Source organism: Variovorax sp. PDC80 (assembly GCF_900115375.1).
In the GTDB taxonomy this organism is placed as follows: Bacteria; Pseudomonadota; Gammaproteobacteria; order Burkholderiales; family Burkholderiaceae_C; genus Variovorax.
In genome coordinates, this window is the sequence record NZ_FOWG01000010.1 from 244,376 (window position 1) to 270,690 (window position 26,315).

Sequence of the window (26,315 nt, forward strand, 5' to 3'; positions counted from 1 at the left end):
GTTCAGGCGTTCACGTCGACGATCAGCCGCCCGGCGACCTTGCCGTCGATCAGCTCCTGCGCGGCGGGAATCGCCTGCGCGAGGCCGATGGTCGCGGTCATCGCGAGCGTTTCGTCCGCGCCCAGCGTGCGCTGCAACTGGGTCCAGGCCTCCAGGCGCCGGGGCAGCTCGGCCTTCACGCTGTCGATGCCCACGAGCGTCACGCCGCGCAGGATGAAGGGCGCGACGGTGGACGGGAAGTCCATGCCCTGCGCCAGCCCGCAGGCCGCGACCACGCCGCCGTACTTCGTGGCGGCGCAGGCATTGGCCAGCGTGTGGCTGCCCACGCAGTCGACGACCGCGGCCCAGCGCTCCTTCTGCAGCGGCTTGCCCGGCGCGGACAGCGACTCGCGGCCGATCACCTCGTGCGCGCCGAGGGCCTTCAGCCGCGCGGCCTCCTGCGGGCGGCCCGTGGCGGCCACGACGCGGAAGCCGCGCCTGGCCAGCAGGCTGACGGCGAAGCTGCCCACGCCGCCGTTGGCGCCGGTCACCAGCACTTCGCCGGCCTGCGGCGCGATATCGCGCTCGATCGCGAGCACGCACAGCATGGCCGTCAGGCCCGCGGTGCCGATCGCCATCGCATGGCGGCTGGTGAGGCCCGCCGGCATCGCCACCAGGTAAGAGGCCGGCACCCTCGCCTGCTGCGCCAGCCCGCCCCAATGGCCTTCGCCCACGCCCCAGCCCGTGAGGATCACCTGGTCGCCGGCCTTGAACTCGGGTGAGGTGCTCTCGCCGACCGTGCCCGCGAAGTCGATGCCGGGCACCATCGGCCACTGGCGCACGATCGGGCCGCGGCCGGTGATGGCGAGCGCGTCCTTGTAGTTGAGGCTCGAGAACTCGACGTCGACCGTGACGTCGCCCTCGGGCAGCGCCGAGGCCTCGAGGGCCTTCACGGCGGCCAGTGTCTTGCCGTCCTGCTGGGTCAGGTGGATCGCGTTGAACATGGGATTCCTTGGGTTCGTCTTCAAAGGGCCGACCGCAGCGAGTCGGCCAGCGCATAGTGGGTGGCGCAGCGCACCTCGATCACGGTCGGGCCGCGCACGGCCAGCGCCTCGGCCATGACTTGCGCGGCCTCGTCCGCATGCCGCACCACATGGCCCGCGGCGCCGAAGGCCCGGGCGAGCGCGGCGAAGTCGGGGTTGCGCAGGTCCGTGCCGCTGACGCGGCCCGGATAGGCGCGCTCCTGGAACGAGCGGATCGTTCCGTACGAGGCGTTGTTGGCGACGACGATCTTCAGGTCGATGCCGCGGTCCACCGCGGTCGCGAGCTCGTTGCCGCTCATGAGGAAGCCGCCGTCGCCGCAGAAGGCGATCACCTGCCGCTGTGGATGGCGCAGGCCCGCGGCCAGGCCCGCGGGCACGCCCATGCCCATGGCACCGCAGGCCGAGCCGAGCAGGCGGTTCGACGGCCCGAGCCGGAGCGCACGATGCACCCAGGCGGCGAAGTTGCCCGAGTCGGTCGTGAGGATGGTGTCGTCGCGCATCGCGCCGCGCACGGCGTTGATCACATGGCCCAGCACGTCCTGCGCGGGCACGCGGGCTTCGTTCCAGCCGTGCGCGGCCTCGCGCGCATGCAGGCCCGCACGCAGCCATTCGCTGCGGTCGATGGGCGACGGCGTCATGCGCAGCAGCGCGTCCACGAAGGCGCGCGCGGTCGACACCACGCCGAGCGTGGTCGCGAAGTGGCGACCGATCGCGCCGGCATCGGGATACACGTGCAGCAGTTGCTGCGCGTCGGGCGACTGGCGCGGAACGGTGAAGCCCTGCGTCGACACGTCGCCGAGCCGCGTGCCGATGCCCACGATGAGGTCGGCCTGCGCGAACAGCGCCGTGTGGACGGCGGAGGGAAAGAAGCCCAGCTGCCCGAGCCAGTGCGGATGCGTGTTCGGAAAGAGGTCCTGGTTCTTGTTCGTGACCGCGACCGGCAATTGCCAGGCCTCGCTGAGCGCGACCAGTGCCTGCCTGAAGGCGCCATCGGCGCAGGCTTCGCCGCCGACGATGAGCACCGGCCGCTCGGCCCGCGCGAGCAGCGCGGCGGCGTCTTCCATCGCCTGCATCGACGGTTCGGGCCGCGCGACCCCGAAGCGCGTGGCGGCGCATCGGGGGATTTCCTGAGCCAGCAGGTCCTCGGGCAGCTCGACGATCACCGGGCCCGGCGTGCCGCTGGCCGCGGTCGAGAAGGCGCGCGCCAGGGTCTCCGCGGCCTGCGACGCGAGGTGGATGCGGGCGGTCCACTTCGCCATCGGCCCGAACAGGCGCGCCGCGTCGATCTCCTGCACCGCGTCGCGCCCCAGGTTCGGCAGGTCGACCTGCCCGACCAGCACCACCAGCGGCAGCGCCTCCTGCGAGGCCACGTGGATGCCGATGGTGGCGTTCGCGAGGCCCGGCCCGCGGCTCACCATCACCACGCCCGGCATGCCCGTCAGCCGCGCATCGGCCGCCGCCGCGAGGCTGGCCGAGCCTTCGTGGCGGCAAGTCACCAGATCGAAGTCCTCGCGGCCGTACAGCGCATCGAGCAAGGGAAGAAAGCTCTCGCCCGGCACGCTGAAGGCGCGCTGCACGCCGTGAAGGGCGAGGCTGTCGGCAAGGAGGTCGGCGACGCGGAATGGCATGGATGGATCGGGTTCGAGGCGAAGTGGTTGTGCGTTCATGCGAGGAGAGACCCGGCCAGGCGCAGCGGCGCGGCGGTCAATGCCTGCAGCCGCTCAAACGTGAGGCCGTCGACCATGCGGCTCACCACCAGCCCGTCGGGCTCGACCTCGATCACGGCCAGGTCGGTGAAGATGCGGCGCACCACGCCCACGGCGGTCAGCGGGAAGGTGCAGGCCTCGACGATGCGCGACTCGCCCTCCTTCGTCTGGTGCTCCATCAGCACCCAGATCGACTTCGCGCCCACGGCCAGGTCCATCGCGCCGCCCACGGCCGGCGGCGCCGAGCCGTCGAGGCCCATGCTCCAGTTGGCGATGTCGCCGCGCGCGCTGACCTGGTAGGCGCCGAGGATGGCGATGTCGAGATGGCCGCCGCGCATCATCGCGAACGAGAGCCCGGTGTCGAAGTAGGAGCCGCCCGGCAGGATGGTGACGGGTGTCTTGCCCGCGTTGATCAGGTCGCGGTCTTCCGCGCCCGGCGCCGGCCGCGGCCCGATGTGCAGGATGCCGTTCTCGCTGTGGGTGACCACGCCCGAGGCCGCGGTGATGTGGTCCGACACCAGCGTCGGAAAACCGATGCCGAGGTTGACGAAGCTGCGCGGCGGCAGCTGCGAGGCCGCCAGCGCGGCCAGTTGTTCGCGGGTGAGTCTGTTCATCCCCGATCTCCCAGGAAGACGCGGTCGACGAAGATGCAGGGCGTCACGATGCATTCGGGATCGAGGCCGCCGACCGGCACGATCTCGTCGACCTCGAACACCACCGTGTCGGCCGCGGTGGCCATCACCGGCGAGTAGTTGCGCGCCGTCTTGTTGTAGACGATGTTGCCCATGGTGTCGGCCTGCCTTCCCTTGAGCAGCGCGAAGTCGGCGCGCAGCGGCTTCTCGAGCACGTAGTCGCGCCCGTCGATGCGCTCCACGCGCTTGCCCTCGGTCAGCACGGTGCCGATGCCCACCGGCGAATAGAAGCCGCCGATGCCGGCGCCGCCGCAGCGGATGCGCTCGATCAGCGTGCCCTGCGGCACCAGCTCGAGCTCGACCGTGCCGGCGCGGTAGGCCACGGCGAAGGCCTTGGCGCTGCGCGGGTACGAGCAGACGATCTTGCGCACGATGCCGGCCGTGAACCAGAGCGACAGGTCGTCCGCATCGGCGCCCGCGTTGTTCGAGATCACGGTGAGCTCGCGCACGCCCAGCGCCAGCACGGCCTGGATGATGGCGCGCGGCAGGCCGGCACCGCCGAACCCGCCGACCAGCAGCGTGGCGCCATCGCGCAGGCCCTCGAGGGACTGCGCGGCGCTGTCGACCACCACATGTCTCAGGCTCATGGTTGCTTCGTTCCTTGTTCCTCGTCTGCGGCGGGCGCCGAGGGATAGGCCGCGGCGAGCCCGCGGCCGATGCGGTCGTTGAGCATCTCGGTGCTGCCGTCGGCGAAGGCCGCGAGCCGCACTTCGGAGGCGAGCGCGACCAGGCCGCTCGGCGCGGTGGCGCCCACGGCGCCCATCGCGCGGATGCACTGCTCGATGCCCTCGGTGGCGGTCTGGACCGCGATCTTCTTGGCGCTGGCCGCGAGCTCGGGGCTGCAGGTGCCGGCATCGATGCGCCGCGCCGCCTTCACCACGAGCGCATTGGCGGCCTCGAGACGGGCTGCGACCTCCGCGAGTGCCCATTGCAATCCCTGGTGCGCGAGCAGCGGTTGGCCGAACGCGGTGCGCCGGCCGCAGTACGCGACGGCCGTGCACAGCGCCGCATGCAGCGAGCCCGTGCACATGGCCGCCACGTGCACGCGCGCCGCGTTGATGGCTTCCATCGAGGCGCGGAAGGCTTCGCCGGGGGCGTGGATCAGCGCCCAGTCGGGAACGAAGTGCTGCGCGAAGCGGATCTCGGCGAGCCTGAATTCCATCGCGCCCGGCAGCTCATGCGGCGTCGCGGCGAAGGTCTTGCCGGCCTCGGGCTCGACCAGGAAGCCCGCGATCGCCTGCGATCCATCGGCCGCGGTGGTGCGCGCGAGCACCATCAGCAGGTTGGCGATGGCGCCGTTGCTGACCCAGGCCTTGGTGCCGTCGAGCAGCCAGCCGCCCTCGGTGCGCACGGCCTGCGAACGCAGTTGCGTGAGGTCGCTGCCGGCCGTGGGTTCCGACATCGCGGGCGCGCCGATCAGCCGGCCGGCCAGCAGCCCCGGCAGCAGGCGTTCCTTCTGCACTGCCGAACCGTGGCGCCACAGGCGCGTCGCCATGCCCTGCATGTTGTTGAGGCAGAAGGCCGCGGCGAAGCCGTGGCCCGCCATGGTCTGCGCGATGCGGACCTTGCAGAGGAAGGAGCCGCCGAAGCCGCCGCCCTCCTCCGGCACCTGCAGGCCGAGCATGCCCAGCGCGGCCCATTGGGCGATCACCGTGCGTTCGCAGGGCTCGCCGCGCGAACGCGCCTGCGCGAGCACCTCGGTGCAGAAGCGCTCGGTGTCGCGCACCAGCGCCAGCTCGCGTGCCGTGAGGCCGCTGTCCAGTTCGTCGAAGAAGCTCATGGTCAGCGCCTTCCGTCTCAATCGACGATCGGGAAGTTGGAGTCCTTCACGAACTTCTTCCAGTAGTCGATTTCCTTCTTGATGTCGGCCGCGAAGGACGCGGGCGTCGAGCCCTTGATGGCCACCGCGCCGATCGGCGCGAGGCGCTTCTCGAAGTCCTCGCTCGCGATCGCGCGGGTCAGCGCGGCCGAGGCCTTGGCGATGATCTCGGGCGGCGTCTTCGCGGGCGCCACGAGGCCGAACCAGGGCGAGATGTCCATGCGCGCGGCACCGGCCTGCTGCAGCGTGGGCAGTTGCGGGAACAGCGCCGAACGCTCGTCGGCCGCGATGGCCAGGGCGCGCAGCTTGCCGGCCTGCACTTGCTGCGCCACGGTGGACTCGGTGAAGAAGCCGACCTGCACCACGCCCGCCATCAGGTCGGTGATGGGCTGGCCGCCGCCCGGGTAGTTCACCAGCGTGAGGTCGACGCCGTTGAGCACGCCGAACAGCGCGCCGCCGAAGTGCGAGGATGCGCTGTAAGTGGCGCTGTAGTTGAGCTCGCCGGGATGGGCCTTGGCATAGGCGACGAACTCTTTCACGTCCTTCGCGGCCAGCGCGGGGTTCACCACCATCAGCACGCGCTGCTTCGCGAACTTGCCGATGGGCTCGAAGTCGGCCACCGGGTCGTAGGGCAGCTTGCGGAACACGGCCGCCGCGCGGGTCTGCACCGACTCGGCCGTGAGCATCAGCGTGTCGCCGTCGGGCTTCTGCTTCGCGACGTAGGCGGCGGCCACGGTGCCGCCCGCGCCGCCGCGGTTCTCGATGATCACCGGCTGCCCCAGCTCCTTCGACAGCGACTGGCCGACGATGCGCGCCACGATGTCGGTCGGCCCGCCCGGCGGGAAGCCGACCACCAGGCGCACGGGCCGCGTGGGCCAGGCCTCCGCGGCCATCGAAGCGGTCATCGAAGTGACAGCGGTCGCGGCGAATGCGGCGCAGACCAGGGACTTGAGCAAGGGAGAGATTCGCATGTGGATACCTCGGAACGTGGGATGAATATGTCCCATATGACACTTTGTGTCAAACCGGGAAACGAGCGTTTTCCGTTGAATAACAGCTATGCATCAGAGGGAAAGAAAGGCGTGCCTGCCTGTGGAGGAACCGAGCACCGTTCATGCCAGAAGGAAACTTTGGGTCCTGCTTCGGCGGCGGGCAGGCCTTCGGGACGGTCGTTGGAATGGAGCGAGCTCGGCCCCGCGCTGGAGGCCTTCCGCCGAATGGACGCGGGCCGCCGGCGCGCCTCGCGGCCGGCGCGCGAGCCATGCATCGCGCGAGATAGCAGCTATGCGGCTGCGGCCCTTCATGCGCGACCCGTGACGGGCCCGAATGCACGGCCGCGTGCGCCGCGACGGTGCGCTACAGCGCCTCGAGCGCTTGCTTCAGGTCGGCGATCAGGTCGTCCACGTCCTCCAGTCCCACCGAGAGGCGCACCAGCTTCATGGTCACGCCTTCGCTGAGCCGCGCGCCCGGCTCCACCTGCTGGTTGGCGCGGATCAGCGCGCCCGGGTGCGTGATCAGCGTCTCGGTGTCGCCCAGGCTGATCGCGCGCGAGATCAGCCGCAGCCGGTCGATCATGCGGATCGCGCCCTGCTCGCCCGACTTGAGGTCGAACGAGAGCATGCCGCTGCCGTGCTTCATCTGCCGCTGCGCGATCGCATGGCCCGGGTTGTCGGCCAGGAAGGGATAGCGCACCACCTCCACCGCCGGATGCGCGGCGAGCATCTGCGCGATCTTCAGCGCGCTCTCGCCATGCTGGCGCATGCGCAGCGTCAGGGTCTTGAGGCCGCGCAGCACCAGGAAGCAGAGCATCGGCGACAGCGTGGCACCGGTCAGGTAGCGCAGCCCGGCCTTGCGGATCTTGTGGATGGTGGCGGCGTCGCCCAGCACCACGCCGCCGAGCAGGTCGCCATGGCCGTTGATGTACTTGGTCAGCGAATGCACCACGAGGTCGGCGCCATGGTCCATGGGCCGCTGCAGGGCCGGCGACGCGAAGGTCGAGTCGACCACCACCCTGGCGCCATGCCGGCGGGCGATGTCGGCCAGCGCCCGGATGTCGAGCACCTCGCCGGTCGGGTTGACCGGCGATTCGAAGTACACGATCTTGGTCTTGTCCGACAGCGCCTGCTCGAGGTTGCGCGGATCGGAGAAGTCGACGCGCCGCACGCGGATGCCGAAGCGCGGCAGTCCGTCGGCCAGCAGCAGGCCCACGGTCGAATAGGCCGTGTGGTGCGCGATGAGCTCGTCGCCGGCCGACAGCAGGGTCAGCAGCGTGGCGCTGATGGCGCCCATGCCGGAGCCGGTGACCAGGCCCGCCTCGGCGCCCTCGAGGTCGGCCAGGCGGCGCTCGAGCAGCGCCTGCGTGGGGTTGTGCTGGCGGCCGTACACGTACTTCTCGCTCTCGCCCGAGAACACGGCGGCCGCGTCGGCCGTCGATTCGAAGGCATAGGTCGAGGTCAGGTAGATCGGCGGCGACACGGCGCCGAAGGCATCGGCCTCGTGGCCCGCGTGGATGGTCCGGGTCTGGAATCCCGCCGCGTGGGCGGCTTCGTTCGATGGCATCTGTGCTCCTGGTGGTTGGGAATAGGTGGTGCGTGGATCAATGCACGATCTGACTCAAAAAGAGTCGCGCGCGTTCGGTCTGCGGATCGGCGAAGAAGCGCTCGGGCGCGCCCTGCTCGACGATCTCGCCGCGGTCCATGAAGATCACGCGGTCGGCGACCTTGCGCGCGAAGCCCATCTCGTGCGTCACGCACAGCATCGTCATGCCGCTCTCCTGCGCCAGGCCGATCATCACGTCGAGCACCTCCTTGACCATCTCGGGATCGAGCGCCGAGGTGGGCTCGTCGAACAGCATGACCTTCGGGCCCATGCACAGCGAGCGCGCGATCGCCACGCGCTGCTGCTGGCCGCCCGAGAGCTGGCCCGGGAACTTGCCGGCCTGCTCGGGAATGCGCACGCGCTCGAGGTACTTCATGGCGGTCGCGCGGGCCTCGGCCATCGGCTTCTTCAGCACCCAGACCGGGCCGAGCGTGAGGTTCTCCATCACCGTCAGGTGCGGGAACAGGTTGAAGTGCTGGAACACCATGCCCACGTCGCGGCGGATGGTCTCGATGTGGCGCAGGTCGTTGCTCAGCTCGGTGCGGTCGATGACGATGCGGCCGCTCTGGTGCTGCTCGAGGCGGTTGATGCACCGGATCAGCGTCGACTTGCCCGAGCCCGACGGGCCGCAGACGACGATGCGCTCGCCGCGCGCCACGTCGAGGTGGATGTCGCGCAGCACGTGGAACTGCCCGTACCACTTGTTGACGGCTTGCATCTGGATGATCGGTTCGGTCACGGCGGAGTCCTTCGTTCTTGTTGGGGTCATGGCGGCGCTACTTGCCTGCGTTGTCGCTGGCGTGGCCGGTGGCGAGCGAGCGCTCGAGCGACCGGCTGTACTTGGAGAGCGAGAAGCAGAAGACGAAATAGATCGCGCCGATGAACAGGTAGGCCTCCACGCCGAAGCCGCCCCAGGCCGGGTCGGCCAGCGCGGCCTTCGCGGCCTGCGTGAGGTCGAAGATGCCGATGATCACGACCAGCGAGGTGTCCTTGAACAGCGCGATGAAGGTGCTGACCAGCGGCGGTATCACGACCTTCAGCGCCTGCGGCAGCACCACGCGCCGCATCTGCTGCGCATACGACAGGCCGATGGACTCGGCGCCCTCGTACTGTCCCTTGGGAATCGACTGCAGACCGCCGCGCACCACCTCGGCGATGTAGGCCGCGGCGAACAGCACGATGGCCAGCTGCGCGCGCAGCAGCTTGTCGATGCTCATGCCCTCGGGCAGGAACAGCGGCAGCATCACCGAGGACATGAACAGGATGCTGATCAGCGGCACGCCGCGGATCAGTTCGATGTAGCCCACGCACAGCGCCTTGATGGCCGGCATCCTCGAGCGGCGCCCGAGCGCCAGCACCACGCCGAGCGGGAACGCGAAGGCGATGCCGAAGGTCGAGAGGATCAAGGTCAGCGGCAGGCCGCCCCAGCGCACGTTCTCCACGTAGCTCAGGCCGAACAGGCCGCCCCACATCAGCAGCGCGACGAGCGCGAGCACGCCGGTCCAGAGCATGGTGAGCTTCAGGTCCCACGTGCGCCGCGCGGCGCTGCAGACCAGCGTGCCGATCAGCGCGAGGGTCGCGAGCAGCGGCCGCCATTGCTCGTCGTAGGGATAGGTGCCGAACAGGATCAGCCGGTGCTTCTCGGCGATGAAGGCCCAGCAGGCGCCGCCGGGCGCGTTTCGGCAGCCCTGCGCGGTCGGCGACGAGAAGGTGGCTTTCACGAGGAGCCAGTCGACCAGCGGCGGCACGGTCATCAGCAGCAGCCACAGGCACAGCAGCGTGCCGAGGATGCCCGCGGGCGACTGGAACAGGCGCTCCCGAGTCCATTGCCAGGCGTGCAGGGCGCGCTCGGGCGCGCGCGGGGTGGCGGTCGTGCCACCGGTCAGGGAAGTGGGGTTCATGTCAACGCTCGACGAGCGCGATGCGCCGGTTGTAGGCATTCATGGCGAGCGAGATGCACAGGCTCACCGTCATGAAGGCGGCCATGATGATCAGGATGCCCTCGATGGCCTGGCCGGTCTGGTTCAGGGTCGTGTTCACCACGGAGACGAGGTCGGGATAGCCGATGGCCACGGCCAGCGAGCTGTGCTTGACGAGGTTGAGGTACTGGCTCGTGGCCGGCGGCACCATCACCCGCAGCGCCTGGGGCAGCACCACCAGCCGCAGCGAACGCCCGCGCCGCAGGCCCAGCGACTCGGCCGCCTCCCACTGCCCGCGGTTCACCGACTGCACGCCCGAGCGCACGATCTCGGCGATGAAGGCCGCGGTGTAGCTCACGAGCCCGACCAGCAGCGCGAACAGCTCGGGCGAGAGGTTCCATCCGCCGGCGAAGCCGAAGCCGCTCGGGTGCGGGATCTCCATCGACAGCTGGCCGCCGCTCAGCGCCCAGGCCAGCACGGGCAGGCCGGCGAACAGCACCGCCGCCCAGGGCGCGAGCGCCATCGGATGGCCGGTCAGCGCCTGCCGTCTCCTGCTCCAGCGCGCGAGCAGGAAGGTGCCCGCGCCCGCCATGGCCAGCGCGGCGACCATCCATGCGAGCGAGTCGCCGAACAGCGCCGGCATCAGCAGCCCGCGGTTCGACAGGTACACGCCCGGCAGCGGATGGTGCGCGGCGCGCGGCCCCGGCATGCTCTCGGAGATCAGCGCATACCAGAGCAGCAGTTGCAGCAGCAGCGGCACGTTGCGCACGCACTCCACGTAGGCCGCGGCCAGCCGCGACACCAGCCAGTTGCCCGACAGCCGTGCCACGCCGACCAGGGTGCCGAGCACGGTGGCCAGCACGAGCGCGATGAGCGAGACGCGCAGCGTGTTGAGCAGGCCGACGACGATGGCGCGGCGATAGGTATCGGCCGGCGTGTAGTCGATCGGCGTCTCGCCGATCGCGAAGCCCGCCTCGCGGTCGAGGAAGGCGAAGCCGGTCGAGATGTTGCGCGCCGCCAGGTTGTGCAGCGTGTTCGACACCAGGTACCAGGCGGTCAGCGCCACCAGCGCGACCACGACGACCTGGTAGACCAGGGCGCGCAGGCCGGGGTCGTTCCACGACAGGCGCGCGCGCGGCCGCGGGGGCATGGCGCCCGTGTTTTCTTCGTTCATGGGAAATCCTCGATTCGCTTCGGGTACGGCCGTGCCGGCGGTTGCCCGCCGGCACGGCCTCTCGTTCAGGAACGAATCAGCGGATCGGCCAGCCGTACATCAGGCCGCCCTTGGTGTAGAGCGCATTGAGCCCGCGATCGAGCTTCATCGGGCTGCCCGCGCCGACGCTGCGGTCGAAGACCTCGCCGTAGTTGCCCACCTGCTTGATGATCCGGTAGGCCCACTTGTCGTCCACGCCCAGCGCCTTGCCCATGCCGGGCACGGTGCCGAGGATGCGCTGGATGTGCGGCGCCGGATTCTTCAGCGCCTCGTCGACGTTCTTCGAGCTCAGGCCGTACTCCTCGGCCTCGAGCATCGCGTTGAGCGACCAGCGCACGACGTTGAACCAGGCCTCGTCGCCCTGGCGCACCATCGGCCCGAGCGGTTCCTTCGACAGCGGCTCGGGCAGGATCACGTACTTGTCGGTGCTGCCCAGGTTGATGCGCGCCAGCGCCAGCTGCGACTTGTCGAGCGTGATGCCGTCGCAGCGCCCCGACATGAAGGCGCGCTTGATCTCGTCCACCGTGTCGAGCAGCACCGGCTTGAACTCCATCTTCAGCCCGCGGAACCAGTCGGCCAGGTTGAGCTCGGTGGTGGTGCCCGGCAGCACGCAGATGGTGGCGCCCGCGAGCTTCTTCGCGCTGGTGACGTTCGAGTCCTTCGTCACCATGATCCCCTGGCTGTCGTAGAAGTTGACGCCCACGCCGATCAGCCCGAGCGTGGTGTCGCGCGTCAGCGTCTGCGTGGTGTTGCGCGTCAGCACGTCGATCTCGCCGGACTGCAGCGCGGTGAAGCGCGCCTGCGTCGTGAGCGGCACCACGCGGAACTTGGTGGCGTCGCCGAACATCGCCGCGGCGATCGCGCGGCAGGTGTCGACGTCGATGCCCTGCCATTCGCCCTTGCTGTCGGTGAAGGCGAAGCCCGGCAGATTGGTCGATACGCCGCACTGCACCAGGCCCCGTTTCTTGACTGCGTCGAAGGTGGTGCCCGCGTGGGCGCGGGTTCCGACGGTGAGGACGAGCAAGGCGCTCAGCGCAAGGCCCAACAGCTTCATGGAGTGTCTCTTTCTGGAATTCTCGGGATCAGGCGGAATGGCTTCGAAGGGCCACGCATCCTTCGCGGCTCGGGTGCCGCCGCGAAGTGCGCGAAGTATCGGGACGATGGCCCGCGAAGGCCATGTACGAAGCGCCATATCAGCTATACCGCCGGGCCGGTCGCCCTCCTCTCATTCGCTGTCAAAGAAGACGCGGCGCCGCTACCAGCGATAGGTCGCCGTGGCATTCACCTGCCGCAGGTCGCCATAGGAGCAGAAGTTCGCATCGCAACCGCCGAAGTAGGCCTTGTTGGTCAGGTTGCGCAGGTTGAGCGCCAGGCTCCAGCGCTCGAAGTCGTAGCCGACCATGGCGTCGAACAGGGTGTAGGCCGGCACCTTGGCCGGCGCGGCACTGCCCTCGCCGCGGGTCGAACCCGAGTAGCGCACGCCGAGGCCCGCCTTGACGCCGTTGGCGAAGCGGTAGTCGACCCACAGCGCGGCGCGCTGTTTGGCGACCGCGTTGGGCTGGGTGCCGATGTCCTTGGGGTTGCTGCTGGCGATGGTCTTGTACTGCGGGATCCAGGTGTAGCTCAGCGACACGTTCATCTTCGGCATCGGCTGGAACAGTGCCTCGAGTTCCAGGCCGCGCGACAGCACCTCGCCCGTCTGCCGCGGCTGGAAGTCGGGGTCGTACGAGAGGTAGTTCCTGCGCCGCAGGTCGAAGACCGCCGCGCTGTAGCTGTCCTTGGTGCCCGGCGGCTGGTAGCGCAGGCCCGCTTCGTACTGCCGGCCGGTCTCGGGATCGAAGGGCCGCCGGGTGTCGGGGTTGATCGTGAGCACCGGCGTGAACGATTCGGAGTAGCTCAGGTAGGGCGCCCAGCCGCTGGGCGCGAGGTAGACCAGCCCCGCGCGCTTGGTGAACTTGTGGCTGCGGATGCGCGTGAAGCTGTCGGCGAGGCGGTCGGTCGATTCGGTTTCGGCGCTGTCGTAGCGCCCGCCGATCGTCGCCACCCAGTGCTGCGCGAACCTGATCTGGTCCTGCAGGTAGAGGCCGGTCTGGGCCAGCGTGCTGTCGCTGGAGATGTACGGGTCGGGCACCTGCACCGGACCGCCGTAGACGGGCGCGAACACGTCGATGGGCGCGAAGCTGCCGCCGTAGCGGCTGATCTGGTCGTAGCGCGAGCGCTGGTACTCGAGGCCGACCAGCGCGGTGTGCTGCGTGGCGCCGAGCTGGAACCTGGCCTGGGCCTGGTTGTCGACCACGAACTGCTTCGCCTTCTCCTTGCTCGCGAACACGACGCGATCGAACTGCCGGAAGTTGGCCGGGCTGTCGGCGTTGTCGGGATCGACGGTGCGGTATCCGGCGCCGGGCCAGGTCTGCTGCAGGTCGGTGCGCAGGCGGCCGTAGCGCAGGTTCTGGCGCACGGTCCAGGTGTCGCTGAAGCGGTGCTCGAACTGGTAGCCGACCATCCACTGGTTCTGGTCGAAGCGGTCGAAGCCGGGCTCGCCCAGGAAGGTCGAGGCGCGGATCCTGCCGTTCGGGTTGGGCAGCAGCGTTCCCTGGACCGGCGCCGCGTTGTAGACCACGCCCGAGCGGTCGCGCAGGAACTGGGACAGCAGCGTGAGGCTGGTGTCGGCGGAAGGCTTCCAGGTCAGCGAGGGCGCGAGGTAGAGCCGGTCGTCCTTCTCCTTGGCGTCGATCGGCAGCTTGGCGTCGCGCGCGACGCCGGTGATGCGATAGAGCCACTTGCCCTCGTCGTCGAGCGGGCCCGAGAAATCGCCGGCCACCTGACGGCGGCCGTGGTCGCCGATCTGCAGCTGCATCTCGCGCAGCGGCTGGGCGGTCGGCCGCTTGCTGGTCTGATTGATGATGCCGCCCGGGCTGCCCTGGCCGAACAGCACCGATGCCGGGCCGCGCAGGACCTCGACCCGCTCCAGGCCGTAGTTGTCGGTCCGCCACAGGCCCCAGGTGTTCATGTTGCGCAGCGGCATGCCGTCCAGGTAGTTGCCGGGCGTGTAGTTGGTGAAGCCTCGCAGCGAGATCCAGTCGAAGCGGCTGTCGGCGCTGTAGGCCGAGGTCACGCCGGGCGTGTAGCCCAGCGCCGTGCCCAGCGTCCGCGCGCCGATGGCATCCATGCGCTCGGCCGTGACCACGGAGATCGACTGCGGCGTCTCGATGATCGGCGTGTCGGTCTTGGTGGCGCTCGCGCTGCGCAGCGCCACGTAGCCGCGCACCGGCCCGGTCACGGTCTCTTCCTGCGCGTTGACGGTCACCGGGGGCAGCGTCGCGCCCGGCGCCGGGGCCGTCGACTCCTGCACGATCACCGCCGTGCCGTCGACGCGGGCCGAGAGGCCGCTGCCGGCCAGCAGCCGGTCCAGCGCCTGCCTCGGGCTCAGGGCGCCCGAGACGGCCGGCGCCATCTTGTCGCGCACCAGCGCGGGCTGGACGATCAGCTGCATGCGCGTCTGCAGCGCCCAGTCGCCGAGGGCCTGGCCCAGCGGCTTGGCGGCGATGTCGAAGCGCATGGCGCTGGCCGAGAGATCGATGCCGGCGGTCTGGGCGTGCAGCGGTGCGACGGCGAAGACCAGCGCGCAGGCAATGGCCAGCGGCGCGGGGCGCAACGGAAAGCGGGACATGAGGGGTTCTCCAGAGATGAAACGGATGGCAGTCAGCCGTGGAGACGGGCGAGCTTCCGGATACCCCAGGTCGGGCCCGCGAAAAAAATCGATGCGCGCGACCGCGCGACCGTTCTATCGGGCCAGCACCACTTCCGCGGCGCCGCCCTCGGTCTCTTTCAAGCGCACGGGCAGCGAGGCCGGCAGTACGCGCCGGAAGGTCGCCATGTCGCGCGGATCGAACACGCCGGTGATCGGCAGGGCCGCGACGGCGGGGTCCGCGATCACGAGCCGCGGATCGCCATAGCGCGCCAGCTCGGCCAGCGCGCGGTCCAGGCGCTGGTTGTCGAAGCGGACGCGGTGATCGCGCCAGGGCGCGAGGCCGGCGCTGGAGACCGGCGAGACGGCCGACAGCGCGCCTTGCGCATTGCTCGAGACCTGCTGCCCGGGCGACAGCAGCAGGTCCGCCTCGGTGCCCGCGCCGCGCGCTGCCTGCCCGACACGCACCCGGCCCTCCTCGACGGCCACGTGCACGCCTTCGCTGCCGGCGATGTCCGGCGTGTGGCGCACGAAGAAGCGCGTGCCCACGACGGTGATGCGCAGCGGTCCGGCCAGCACGTGGAAGGGCCGCGCGGGATCGCCCTGCACGGAGAAGGCCGCCTGGCCTTCGAGCAGCCGGACCTCGCGGCGCTGGCGGTAGTAGCTGATCTCCAGCCGGGTCGCGGTGTCGAGCCGCAGGCGGCTGCCGTCGGGCAGCGGCACGTCGAGCTGCTGCCCGCGCCGGGTGGCCATGGCCTGCACGAACACCGGCTGGGCTTCCCAGTGGTTCCAGGCGAGCAGTCCCGTGCCGGCCGCCACGGCCACGACGGCCGCCACCGCGACGGCGGGCACCAGCACGCGGCGCCGCGAGGGCATGGCCGGCATGGCGGGTGTCCCGGCGGGGCTGGCGGCCTCCATGGCGCGGTCGTAGGCCAGGTTGCGCTGCAGCAGGTTTCGCATGTCCTGCGGGATCGCGTCGAAGGCCTGCCATTCGCCGCCCCAGCGTTCGAAGGCCTCGCGGTGCAGCGGATCGGCCGCGAGCCAGTCCTGGAAGGCCTGTTCCTCGCGCGCGCCGAAGGCTTCGCCGCGGCGGCGGACAAACCAGTCCAGCGCTTGCTCGCGCATGCGCGAGGCATCGGCTGGCTGGATCGATGGGTGGCTCATGGGGCGTTGGTTCTCGTCGAGGTAGACGTGCGGGCGGTCGAATACCCTAGGTCGGACAGCGATACGGTTTTCTCACTCGAGCCGCGAGCGGTGGAGCTTCCTGCGCGGCACAGTGGCGGTGTTGCCGTCGCCGCCCGCGGACAGGTTGCGGCAGCGCTCGCAGGCATCGAGCGCATGCTTGATGTGCTGTTCCACCATCTTGACCGAAATGCCCATCTGCGCGGCGACCTGGGCATAGCTCAGGCCGTCGAAGCGGTTGAGCATGAAGGCTTCGCGGCAACGCGGCGGCAGATTGTCGATGACCGAAACCAGCGCCAGCAGGCCCTGGCGCGAGGCCAGCGCGGTTTCGGGTTCCCAGCTTCGCGGGCCCGGCGCTTCGACGGGTTCGAGCTGCGCGGGCGGCAGCTCCACGCCGGCGCGTACCCTGCCGTGGCGCTGGTGATCGATCACGAGGTTGCGCGCGGTCTGGTAGAGCAGCGCGCGCGGATCGCCGATGGTCGAGCCCGAGGCCTGTGCCGCATAGACGCGCGCATAGCTTTCCTGCGTCATGTCGGCCGCAATGCTGCGGTCGGACACCTTGCGGGAAAGAAAGCCCAGCAATTCGCGGTAATAACGCTCGAACACAGCCCGCCGAAGTCCTGAAATAGGTTGGTCGAAGTCCCTGGGGCAGGTTGGCTTCGGCGCGGCGTGGCTGACCTGATGCGGTTCGGAAGCGTCCGAACGCGCCGGGATTATCCGCGATGGTTCGCGGGCCCCGGCCGATCAGGTTCCGTTCACGCAAGGCTTCTAGCATCCGCGCATGCTGCTCGCACGCATCCGCCGATTCGCCGAAGCGCACCACCGCGCGTGGTGCCTCGCGGGCATCCTGCTGGTGTTCCTGCAGCCCTTCATCGCCGCCCACTTCTGCTGCGACGGCATCGAGGACGAGCCCATGCTGCGGGTGCGCGCGCTCGGGGAAATGAGCCAGTTCGAGGCCGACGACCGCGAGAACCACGCCACCGACCGCGAGACCACGATCTTTGCGCAGGTGCCCGCGGGCATCGATCACCCCGATACGCTGAGTGCCGGCCTGGGCACGCTGCTGGCGCTGGTGCTCGCGCTGCTGCCGCTGGCGCGGGTCGTCAGCCGGCCGGTCGCGCCCACCGGCCGCATCGGCCCCGAGCAGGTGCCGCCGCGCGGCGGCGCGCCGCCACCCGCCTTCCCCTGGAGGCGCCGCCCTCCCCCCACCGCTCCACCCCCGACGCACTGAGAGAAGCGACGCCTCGCGCGCCGCCCTTCCCGCCGCGCATGCCCTGCCGCGGCGACCCATCTCTTCCTCGAACGGAGGTTCCCCGTGTTCGTCCTTTTCGGGCGCGCCAGCCGCGCCCGGCGCAGCCCTGCGCCTTTCGCGCGCAGCAGCCCGCCGTCTTCCCTCCTCTTCGTCCCCGCGCGGGAGCGCATGCCATGAGTGACCTGAATCTCACCCTCTTTCAATGGCTGGCGGCCGACACGCCGCCAACGCGGCCCGCGCTGTGGCTCGCCACCGCCTTCGCGCTCGGTGGCGCCTGGCTCAGTGCCGGGATCATCGGCGTCGCGATCTGGAAAAAAGCGGCCGACCGGGCCTATCTGTGGATCGTGCTCGCGGCCGCCGGGCCCTGCGCCATGCTGTCCCATGCCATCGCGTTGCGCCTGGACCAGCCGCGCCCCTTCGTGCTGGGCCTGGCCCAGGCCTACATCGAGCATGCGGGCCGCGGCTCGCTGCCCAGCACGCATGCGAGCGTGATGTTCCTGGTGGCCGTGGCCTGCCTGCTGCGCCCGAGCCTGCGCCGTGTCGGGCTCGCGCTGCTGGCCTCGGCCATCGTCACGGGCTGGGCGCGCATCTACGTGGGCGTGCATTTCCCGATCGACATCGCCGCCGGCCTCGCCCTGGGCGCGGTGCTCGCGGGTGCGCTCGCCATCGCGCTGCGGCTCGCGCGCCGGCTCCTGCCGGCCGAAGGCGCGGCTCCGGCCACCTGGAGGATGCCGTGAACGCGCAGACATTCTTGCGTCGCGCGCCCGAAGCGGTAGCAGCGGTCGAAGCGGTAGCGGCGGCACCGGCGCCGCTGCCGGCGCCCACGCCCCCCGAAGGGCGAGCGCTCAGTCTCTCCTGCGTGATCCCCTGCTTCAACGAAGGGCCGAACCTGCGCCGGCTGCTGCCGCTGCTGGAGGACATCCTCTGGTCCACGCACATGAGCTGGGAGATCGTGATCGTCGACGACGGCAGCACCGACGACACGGCCGCGGTGGTCGATGCCTGGTGCGAACTGCCCGGCTTCCGCTGCATCTCGCTGTCGCGCAATTTCGGCAAGGAGGCCGCGCTCACCGCGGGACTGGCCGCGGCCGTGGGCGACGTGGTGGTGCTGCTCGACGGCGATCTGCAGCATCCGCCCGAGCTGGTCCATACCATGCTCGCGCAGTGGCGCGCCGGCGCCGAAGTGGTCTATGCGGTGCGCGAGCGGCGCGACGACGAGAGCCCCGTCAAGCGGCTCGGCAGCCGGCTCTTCTATCGGCTGCTCAATGCCTCGGACCGCTTCGCGGTGCCCGAGGACGCGGGCGACTTCCGGCTGATGGACCGCAAGGTGGTCGATGCGCTGATGCGCCTGCCCGAGCGCGGCCGCTTCATGAAGGGCCTGTACGCCTGGGTCGGCTTTCGCGCCGTGGCGCTGCCCTACACGCCGGCGCCGCGCGCCGAGGGCCGCTCCAGTTTCAACATGCGCCGCCTCGTGCTGCTGGCGCTCGACGGGCTCACCGCCTTCACCACCTGGCCGCTGCGCATGGTGAGCGTGGCGGGCCTCGCGATCGCACTGCCGGCCTTCGCCTATGGCCTCTACCTGTGCGCCGAGCGGCTGCTGTTCGGCAATGCGGTGTCGGGCTGGACCACGATCGTCGTGAGCCTGATGTTCTTCATCGGCATCCAGCTGATCTCCACCGGCATCCTCGGCGAGTACATCGCGCGGATCTACGAGGAGTCGAAGGGGCGGCCGCTGTACGTGGTGCGTGGCGAGCGTGGCGGCGGTCTCGCCACGGAGGGTTCATGAGAGCGGACACGCCGGGGCAGGCACGTGTTTTCTGGGTCGGTGTGGTGCTGGTCGCGTGGCTGCTGGCGACCTCGGGAGCCCGCTCGCTGATGGCGCCCGACGAAGGCCGCTACGTGGGCGTCGCGCTCGCCATGCTGCATTCGGGCGACTGGCTGGTGCCGCGGCTCGACGGCCTGCCCTTCTTCCACAAGCCGCCGCTGTTCTACTGGATCGGCGCCGCGGCGATGGGCGTGGCGGGGCCGGTCGAATGGGCTGCGCGGCTGCCCTCGGTGCTGGGTGCGAGCGCCGCCGGCATCGCGCTGTTCGCCTTCCTGCGGCGCTGGACCGACGACCGGCTCGCGCTGTGGTCGACGGTGGTGCTGGCCACCATGCCCTACTTCTTCCTCGGCGCGCAGTTCGCGAACCTCGACATGCTGGTGGCCGGCTGCATCTCGGCGACGGTGCTGCTCGCGGCCTGGGCGGTGCTGGCCCATGACGAGGCGCAGCCATGGCGCGGTGCGCTGGCGGGTGCGCATGCCTGCGCCGCGGCCGGGCTGCTCGCCAAGGGGCTGATCGGCCTGCTGCTGCCGTTCCTGGTGCTGCTCGCCTGGTGCGCCTGGACGCGACGGCTGGGCACGCTGTGGCGGCTGTGCCGCTGGCTGCCCGGCTGGGTGCTGCTGCTCGCGCTCGCGGCGCCCTGGTTCGTGGCGATGCAGCGCGCGTACCCGGACTTCTTCGATTACTTCGTGATCACGCAGCACTTCAGGCGCTTCGCCTCGAGCGGCTTCAACAACGAGCAGCCGTTCTGGTTCTATCTGCCGGTGCTGGCCGCGCTGACCCTGCCGTGGTCGATCGGCCTGCTGCTGCCGCGCCACAGGAACGCGGCGCCGGACATCGGCACCACCACGCGCGACATCGACCGGCTGATGGGAGTCTGGCTGGTCGTCATCGTGGTCTTCTTCTCGCTGCCGCGCTCCAAGCTCGTCGGCTATGTGCTGCCCGTGCTCGCGCCGCTGGCTTTTCTGGTGGCGCGGCGCATCCTGGCCAGCGGCCCGATGCGCGAAGGACGAGGCCTGAAGGTGGCCGCCGCCGCGGCCATGGCGCTGTGCCTCGCGGGCGTGGGCACGCTGGTCGCGATGCCGCCGCCGGGCGCGAGACTGCACCTGCCCGCGGGCCAGCGCATCGGGCCCGGCGACCAGGTGCTGATGCTCGACAGCTACGTCTACGAGATCCCCTTCTACTGGCAGTTGCGCGCGCCGGTGATGGTGCTCGGCGACTGGAAGCAGCAGCCGGAGCGCGACGACTGGCGCAAGGAGCTCGCGGATGCGGCGCGCTTCGACAAGGCCCGGGCCTCGCGGCTGCTGGTCGATGCGTCGCAACTGCCCGCGATCCTGTGCGCGCCGCGCACCACCTGGCTGGTCGGCCCGAACAATTCGCAGCTCGCGCATCCGTGGCTCGCGGGCACGAAGCTGGTGGCGGTCAACGACCGGCTGGCGGTCTGGCGCCATGACGGCGCCACGCGGCGCGGGCCGCACTGCGCGGGCATTCCCGACGCGGCCCCGAACGCGGACGCGCAGCCATGAGCCCATCACCACGCGAGGCCACTGCCGAGGGCCCGCGCTCGATCTGCATCTGCGTCGACGACTTCGGCATGGGGCATGCGATCAACGAAGCGGCGCTCGTGCTCGCCGAGCGCGAGCGCATCAGCGCCGTGGGCTGCATGGTGCGGCGCGCCGCATGGTTGCCGGGTGCGCGCCTGCTGCGCCGGCTCGATCGGCAGCGCACCGACATCGGCCTGCACCTGGACCTGACCCGCCCGGCCGTGCCCGGCGGCCGTGAGCCGGGGCTGCTTGGCCTGCTGGTCGCTCCTCGGCTGCGCCCGGCCGCACGGCAGGCGATCCAGGCGGAGATCCGCACCCAGCTCGCGCGCTTCGAGGACGCGATGGGCCGCGCGCCCGCCTTCGTCGACGGCCACCGGCATGTGCACCAGTTCGCAGGCGTGCGCGAGCTGCTGGTCGCGGAGCTCGCGCGCCGCTATCCCGACGCGCCGCCGTGGCTGCGCAGCACCGAGCCCGGCTGGCGCCACGGCAGCGACGGCTTCAAGGCGGCCGTCATCCACGGCCTGGGCGGCGCGGCGCTCGCGGCGCTGGCGCGCGAGCACGGCATTCCCACCAGCCGGCGCCTGCTCGGCGTCTATGGCTTCTCGGGCGATGGCCAGGCCTACCGCGCGCGCCTGCTGGCCTGGCTCGCGGTGGCCGCGCGCGGCGACGTGCTGATGTGCCATCCCTCGCTGGGCCGGGTGCCTGGCGACCCGCACGGCGCGGCGCGCATGCGCGAGTACGCGGTGCTGCGCGCGCTGGCGCTGCCCGCGGTCGGCGAGCCGGGCGCGATCCGGATCGCGCCGCTGTCGGCGGTGCTCCAGGGCGGCTGAGCGCGCCCGTCGGCGGGAGCGCCGGCGTTGTCCGGTTGCGACGCCTGCGTCCGGCATGCAGACGAAGTTCGTACAATGAGAACTATTCTCAACGAGCTGCGCGGCCTGCCGTCCTCCGATGTCCACCTCCGATGCCTCCGTGCGACTGGTCGCCACGCTGTACGGCGAACACCATTCGTGGCTGCTGCAGATGCTGCGGCGCAAGCTCGGCAACATCGAGAACGCGGCCGACCTGGCGCAGGACACCTTCGCGCGCATCCTGTCGGCCAACGAGACCGGACCGCTGCGCGAGCCGCGCGCCTACCTCACGACCGTGGCCGGCCGCATCGCGGCGCAGTACTTCCGCCGCCTCGCGCTCGAGCGTGCCTACCTCGACGCCATCGCCCACCTGCCCGAGGCCACGAGCCCCTCGCCCGAGGCACGCCTGCTGGTGCTCGAGGCGCTGGCCGCGGTCAGCCGCGTGCTCGACGGGCTGAAGCCGCGCACGCGCGAGGTCTTCCTGCTGTCGCAGCTCGACGGCCTGCCCTACGCGGAGATCGCGCAGCGGCTCGGCGTGTCGATCCACATCGTGCAGAAGGACATGGTGAAGGCCTACGCGCATTGCTACGACGCCGTCTATGGCGGCTGAGATCGGCACGGCGCCGCGGCGCGCGGTCTTCCAGCCCGCGGGCGATGCGGCGCTCGATCGCGCCATCGTCGCGCAGGCGGTCGAATGGCTGGTGCGGCTGCAATCGGGCACCGCCTCCGCCGCCGAGCGCGCGGCCTGCGAGCATTGGCGCGGCGCGCACCCCGACCACGAAAAGGCCTGGCAGCGCGTGCGCGGCCTCGGTGCCGACCTGCGCGATGGCGTGCACGGCCTCGCGCCCGAGACGGCCCGCGGCGCCTTGCGCGGCGCCGACGCGGCACGGCGGCGCTGGGCGCTCAAGGCCTTCGTGCTGGCCGCGAGCGGCGGCCTGGGCGCCTGGGCGCTGCGCGACGACATGGCCTGGTGGCGCGCCGACTACCGCACGGCCACCGGCGAACAGCGCAGCGTGCTGCTGCCGGACGGCACGCGCGTGGTGCTGAACACGCGCAGCGCGATCGACGTGGATTTCAGCGCGGCCGAGCGCGGCATCCGCCTGCTCGGCGGCGAGATCATGGTCACCTCGGGCCACGACCCGGCCGCGCGGCCGCTGGTCGTGCATGCGGGGCCCGGGCGCGTGGTGCCGATCGGCACGCGCTTCCTGGTGCGCGCGCCCGATGGGCCCGCCGCGGGCGAGGTCGTCGTGCTCGAAGGCCTGGTCGAGCTCGGCGTGGCCGGCCGCGAAGGCACGCTGCGCCTGCCCGCCGGCCAAGGCGCGCGCTATGCGGCGGATGGCATCTCGGCACCCGAGTCCAGCAACGAGAACGCCGCGGGCTGGACCCAGGGCGTGCTGGTGGTCGAGCGCATGCGGCTCGACGACTTCCTCGCGGAGCTGGGGCGCTATCGCCCGGGCGTACTGCGCTGCGACCCGGCGGTGGGCGCCATCCTCGTGAGCGGTGCGTTTCCGGTCGCGCGGACCGATGCGGTGCTCGACATGCTCGAAGAAACGCTGCCGGTGCGGCGCCGCTCGCTCGGCCCTTACTGGACGACGATCGCGCAGCGATAGCGGGGACGGCGGCCCGCGAAAAAAAGATCGAAGAAAAACGGCAGGTTTCCAGACCTCGTGCATCAAGGAGGAAGAGACACCCCGCGGCGAAGGCCGCGTGGGCCCCATCTTCCAACGATCACGGAGAGTTCTTCCCATGGCATTCGATGCTCGGTCCGCCGCCCGGACCGGCCCCTTCCCGCTCGCGCCCTTCGCCCGCTCCGGCTGCCTGAGCGCGGCGCTGGCGCTGCTTGGCGTCTCGGCCGTTCCCGTGGGAGCCCAGCCCGCGCCCGTCGCCGAGGCGCCGCGCAGCTATGCGATCGGCGCCGGCTCGCTCGACAGCGTGCTGGGCCGCTTCGGCCGCGAGTCGGGCACGATGATCGCGATCGACCCGACGCTGACGCAGGGCCTCGCGAGTCCCGGCCTGCAGGGCAGCTATGCGGTGAACGAGGCCCTGGCCAGGCTGCTGGCCGGCAGCGGGCTCGAGGCGGTGCCGGGAGCCGGCGGCGGCTGGCGCTTGCGCCGGATCGGCGCGCCGGCCACCGGCGCGAGCGCACTTCCCGATGCGGCGGCGGAGGCCGCGGCGCGCACCGGCACGCTGGCGCCGGTGGTGGTCAGCGCCCAGCGCGAACGCCTCTACGACGTGCAGGACGTGAACGCCGGCGCGCTCGGCGTGCGCTCGCTGCAGGACCTGCCCTTCGCGGTCGGCTCCTACACCGTCGACACCATCGAGAACCAGCGCGCGCGCACCGCGCTCGACGTGCTGCGCAACGATCCCTCGGTCACGCCCACCTCGGGCTTCTCCTCGTTCGACGGTATCGCGGTGCGCGGCTTCTCGGCCAACTCCTTCAACAACGTGCGCCGCGACGGCCTGCTGGCGAACATCTACAGCGACGTGCCGCTGGAGAACAAGGAGCGCGTCGACGTGCTCAAGGGGCTGTCGGGCTTCCTGTACGGCGTGGGCGAGCCCAGCGGCATCGTCAACTACGTGCTCAAGCGCCCGACGCGCGAGCGCTTCGCCAGCGTGAGCGCCGAGGTGCGCAGCTACGGCGGGCGCTATGCCAGCGTCGATGCAGGCGGTCCGCTGAACGAGGCCGGCACCGTGGGCTACCGCTTCAATGCCGCGAGCGAGCGGGTCGGCGACTTCACCCATTTCGGCGACCTGCGGCGCGACTTCCTCAGCGGCGCGATGGACATCAAGCTCAACCGCGACGCGCTGCTGCAGCTCGACTTCGACTGGCAGCGCAAGTCGCTGGCCGCCAGCGGCATGATCGGCCCGCGCAGCGACGGGCTGCTGGTGCCCGCGCGCAGCTTCGATCCGCGCACGCTGGTCGGCCAGCCCTGGGGCCAGTACAAGACCGACGCCTGGAACCTCGGCGCGAGGCTGAATTACGCGCTCAGCGAGAACTGGGACCTGACGGCGCAGCTCGCGCTCAGCCGCACCAAGCGCAACGCGATCTTCTTCAATGCCTCGAAGGTGGCGCCGAACGGCGACGTGCTCGCCGGCAACACGCGCTACGAGGGCGAGGCCTATCCCACCACCGCGGGCCAGGTGTTCGCGACCGGGCGCTTCGATACCGGATCGATCGGGCACGAGACGGTCATCGGCTACTCGTACTCGAGCCTGCAGTCGCCCGACGGCGACTACCTGCGCTTCCCGCAGTACATCGGCAACATCTACCGGCCGCTGCCCTACTTCGCGCCCTTCATTCCCGAGGACACGCACCTGCCCGCGAGCAAGGCGCGCCAGAGCAGCCTGTTCGCGAGCGACACGATCTCCTTCGGGCCGAACTGGCAGCTGCTGATCGGCGCGCGCCACATCGACTACAGCAGCGACATCGGCAGCAAGTACGACGGCACGCCGAAGTACACGACCAACGTGACCGTGCCCACGGTGAGCGCGATGTACAAGCCCTCGGAGCGCACCACCTTCTACGCGACCTACGGCGAGGGCTTCGAGCAGGGAGCCTATGCGCCCAGCTATGCCGACAACGCGCTGCAGAAGCTCGGGCCGATCAAGAGCCGGCAGTACGAGGTCGGCGTGAAGAGCCGCGTGCGCGACGGCTTGATGGTGACGGCCGCGGCCTTCGACATGGACAAGCCGCTGCAGGCGGTCTCGCCGGCCGACAACGTCTTCCGCGAGCAGGGCCGCCAGCGGCATCGCGGCGTGGAGTTCACGGCCAATGGCGAGATCACGCCGCAACTCAGTGGCATCGCCGGCGTGTCCTGGCTCGACGCGCAGCAACGCGAGACCGGCGACCCCGCGCTCGAGGGCCGCCGCCCGAGCAACGTGGCGCGCTTCCAGGCCAACCTGTTCCTCGACTACCGGCTGATGGCGGTGCCGGGGCTGTCGTTCAACACCGGCATCTACCACGTCGGCAACCGGCCGCTGGACCGCGCCAACACGCTGATCGTGCCGAGCTTCACGCGCTGGGACCTGGGCGCGGCTTATGTCACGCGGCTGATGGGCGCGCAATCGATCCTGCGGCTGTCGATCGAGAACGTGACGAACCGGCGCTACTGGAGCTCGGTCAACTACGGCGGCGTGACGCAGGGCAATCCGCGCATCGTCCGGCTGTCGATGACGGCCAACTTCTGAAGGAGGCCCGCATGAAGATCGATGCAAGGGATGGCCTGCGGCACATGGCCCTGGCGCTCGCGGCCCTGTGCTGCGGCGCGTCGTCGGCCCACGGCGTGTGGGTCGCGCAGCGCGCGGGCGAGCTGGCCGTGGTGCTCGGCGAAGGCGCGCTCGACGAGGCCTACGAGCCGCGGCAGCTGCGCGAGACGAAGGCCTTCACCGCCACCGGTGCGCCGTCGCAGGTGCAGGTGTCGGCGCGTGCGCGCAACGTGGTGGTCGAGCCGGCGAAGGATGCGGCCGTGCTGTGGGTGGCGCTCGAGGACGGCTTCTGGTCGCAGGGCCGCGACGGCAAGTGGGTCAGCGGCTCGCGCTTGCAGGTGCCCGATGCGCGCAAGGCCGGGCACTACATGAAGTACGGCACGACCCTGCTCGCGCCGGTCCGCCTGCCTTTCGCGCCGCTCGGTGCCGAGCTGGAGATCGTGCCGCTGGCCGATCCCTTCGCGCTGCGGCGCGGCCAGCGCCTCGCGGTGCGCGTGCTGTCGAAGGGTCGGCCGGTGGCGGGTGTGGAGGTGATCGGCGATTTCACGGGCAACACAGCAGGACCGCGCGTGAAGACGGACCGCGAGGGCCGCGCCACGGTCACGCTGGGCAGCAGCGGGCTCAACGTGATCGCGGCCTCGCTGGTGCGCCCGCGCGGCGACAGGAGCGAGGCTGACGAGGACGGGCTGGAAGCCACCCTCGCCTTCGTGCTGCCGCGCGCCGGCCACTGAATTGCGCGGGGCCAGGTAGCCACAAGGCACTACAATGCGAAGGATTCCTATTTAGAAACAGAGGGCGGCAGCA

23 protein-coding genes are annotated in these 26,315 nt (G+C 70.7%); 9 read left to right on the plus strand and 14 right to left on the minus strand.

Annotated elements, in window-relative coordinates; genetic code table 11:
• Nucleotides 1-2: 2 nt before the first annotated feature.
• The 14 genes from BM109_RS27375 to BM109_RS27440 form a co-directional block, all read right to left on the minus strand.
• Nucleotides 3-983 (minus strand): acrylyl-CoA reductase (NADPH), encoded by a 981-nt coding sequence (locus BM109_RS27375; RefSeq protein ID WP_093349838.1) that lies wholly within the window; start codon nucleotides 981-983, stop codon nucleotides 3-5.
• A 20-nt stretch (nucleotides 984-1,003) separates the two neighbouring features.
• Complete coding sequence (locus BM109_RS27380) at nucleotides 1,004-2,650, minus strand: thiamine pyrophosphate-dependent enzyme (protein ID WP_093349840.1); 1,647 nt, start codon at nucleotides 2,648-2,650, stop codon at nucleotides 1,004-1,006.
• A gap of 35 nt (nucleotides 2,651-2,685) precedes the next feature.
• Entirely contained in the window at nucleotides 2,686-3,342 is a 657-nt protein-coding gene (locus BM109_RS27385) for a 3-oxoacid CoA-transferase subunit B (protein WP_093349843.1), read from the minus strand.
• Nucleotides 3,339-4,007 (minus strand): CoA transferase subunit A, encoded by a 669-nt coding sequence (locus tag BM109_RS27390; protein ID WP_177239478.1) that lies wholly within the window; start codon nucleotides 4,005-4,007, stop codon nucleotides 3,339-3,341. Before BM109_RS27390 ends, BM109_RS27385 begins: the two co-directional genes overlap by 4 nt.
• Complete coding sequence (locus tag BM109_RS27395) at nucleotides 4,004-5,200, minus strand: acyl-CoA dehydrogenase family protein (RefSeq protein ID WP_093349845.1); 1,197 nt, start codon at nucleotides 5,198-5,200, stop codon at nucleotides 4,004-4,006. The genes BM109_RS27390 and BM109_RS27395 overlap by 4 nt, the downstream gene beginning before the upstream one ends.
• 17 nt (nucleotides 5,201-5,217) lie before the next feature.
• On the minus strand, nucleotides 5,218-6,144 hold the full coding sequence (locus tag BM109_RS27400; protein ID WP_177239479.1) for a Bug family tripartite tricarboxylate transporter substrate binding protein: 927 nt from the start codon (nucleotides 6,142-6,144) through the stop codon (nucleotides 5,218-5,220).
• A 451-nt stretch (nucleotides 6,145-6,595) separates the two neighbouring features.
• Nucleotides 6,596-7,798, minus strand: a complete 1,203-nt coding sequence (locus BM109_RS27405) for a trans-sulfuration enzyme family protein (protein WP_093349850.1) — start codon at nucleotides 7,796-7,798, stop codon at nucleotides 6,596-6,598.
• A 37-nt stretch (nucleotides 7,799-7,835) separates the two neighbouring features.
• Nucleotides 7,836-8,576 carry an amino acid ABC transporter ATP-binding protein gene (locus BM109_RS27410; RefSeq protein ID WP_093349853.1) on the minus strand — a complete coding sequence of 247 codons (741 nt, stop codon included), beginning with the start codon at nucleotides 8,574-8,576 and terminating at the stop codon, nucleotides 7,836-7,838.
• Between the two features lie 37 nt (nucleotides 8,577-8,613).
• Entirely contained in the window at nucleotides 8,614-9,738 is a 1,125-nt protein-coding gene (locus BM109_RS27415; protein WP_093349855.1) for an amino acid ABC transporter permease, read from the minus strand.
• Nucleotide 9,739: 1 nt separating this feature from the next.
• A complete protein-coding gene (locus BM109_RS27420) occupies nucleotides 9,740-10,930 on the minus strand; it encodes an amino acid ABC transporter permease (RefSeq protein WP_093349858.1) in 1,191 nt (396 codons plus the stop codon).
• Between the two features lie 76 nt (nucleotides 10,931-11,006).
• Entirely contained in the window at nucleotides 11,007-12,023 is a 1,017-nt protein-coding gene (locus BM109_RS27425; RefSeq protein WP_093349860.1) for an amino acid ABC transporter substrate-binding protein, read from the minus strand.
• A 201-nt stretch (nucleotides 12,024-12,224) separates the two neighbouring features.
• Nucleotides 12,225-14,639, minus strand: a complete 2,415-nt coding sequence (locus tag BM109_RS27430) for a TonB-dependent siderophore receptor (RefSeq protein WP_093349863.1) — start codon at nucleotides 14,637-14,639, stop codon at nucleotides 12,225-12,227.
• Between the two features lie 114 nt (nucleotides 14,640-14,753).
• Complete coding sequence (locus tag BM109_RS27435; RefSeq protein WP_093349865.1) at nucleotides 14,754-15,821, minus strand: FecR family protein; 1,068 nt, start codon at nucleotides 15,819-15,821, stop codon at nucleotides 14,754-14,756.
• Between the two features lie 72 nt (nucleotides 15,822-15,893).
• Nucleotides 15,894-16,445 (minus strand): RNA polymerase sigma factor, encoded by a 552-nt coding sequence (locus BM109_RS27440; protein WP_093349868.1) that lies wholly within the window; start codon nucleotides 16,443-16,445, stop codon nucleotides 15,894-15,896.
• 175 nt (nucleotides 16,446-16,620) lie between these two features.
• On the opposite strand from BM109_RS27440, the gene BM109_RS27445 reads away from it, so the two are divergent.
• From BM109_RS27445 to BM109_RS27485, 9 genes are all read left to right on the plus strand, one after another.
• Complete coding sequence (locus tag BM109_RS27445) at nucleotides 16,621-17,070, plus strand: hypothetical protein (protein ID WP_093349870.1); 450 nt, start codon at nucleotides 16,621-16,623, stop codon at nucleotides 17,068-17,070.
• Between the two features lie 194 nt (nucleotides 17,071-17,264).
• Nucleotides 17,265-17,828 (plus strand): phosphatase PAP2 family protein, encoded by a 564-nt coding sequence (locus BM109_RS27450; protein WP_093349873.1) that lies wholly within the window; start codon nucleotides 17,265-17,267, stop codon nucleotides 17,826-17,828.
• Nucleotides 17,829-17,902: 74 nt separating this feature from the next.
• A complete protein-coding gene (locus tag BM109_RS27455) occupies nucleotides 17,903-18,877 on the plus strand; it encodes a glycosyltransferase family 2 protein (RefSeq protein WP_093350184.1) in 975 nt (324 codons plus the stop codon).
• Nucleotides 18,874-20,439: an ArnT family glycosyltransferase gene (locus tag BM109_RS27460; protein ID WP_093349876.1), complete on the plus strand. Its 1,566-nt coding sequence runs from the start codon at nucleotides 18,874-18,876 to the stop codon at nucleotides 20,437-20,439. Before BM109_RS27455 ends, BM109_RS27460 begins: the two co-directional genes overlap by 4 nt.
• Nucleotides 20,436-21,287, plus strand: coding sequence for a ChbG/HpnK family deacetylase (locus tag BM109_RS27465; RefSeq protein ID WP_093349878.1), 852 nt, complete (start codon nucleotides 20,436-20,438; stop codon nucleotides 21,285-21,287). Before BM109_RS27460 ends, BM109_RS27465 begins: the two co-directional genes overlap by 4 nt.
• 118 nt (nucleotides 21,288-21,405) lie before the next feature.
• Nucleotides 21,406-21,915 (plus strand): sigma-70 family RNA polymerase sigma factor, encoded by a 510-nt coding sequence (locus BM109_RS27470; protein ID WP_093349881.1) that lies wholly within the window; start codon nucleotides 21,406-21,408, stop codon nucleotides 21,913-21,915.
• Entirely contained in the window at nucleotides 21,905-22,915 is a 1,011-nt protein-coding gene (locus BM109_RS27475) for a FecR domain-containing protein (RefSeq protein WP_093349883.1), read from the plus strand. Before BM109_RS27470 ends, BM109_RS27475 begins: the two co-directional genes overlap by 11 nt.
• Nucleotides 22,916-23,051: 136 nt before the next feature.
• A complete protein-coding gene (locus tag BM109_RS27480) occupies nucleotides 23,052-25,493 on the plus strand; it encodes a TonB-dependent siderophore receptor (RefSeq protein WP_093349886.1) in 2,442 nt (813 codons plus the stop codon).
• 11 nt (nucleotides 25,494-25,504) lie between these two features.
• Nucleotides 25,505-26,242, plus strand: coding sequence for a DUF4198 domain-containing protein (locus BM109_RS27485; RefSeq protein WP_093349888.1), 738 nt, complete (start codon nucleotides 25,505-25,507; stop codon nucleotides 26,240-26,242).
• Nucleotides 26,243-26,315 lie beyond the last annotated feature (73 nt).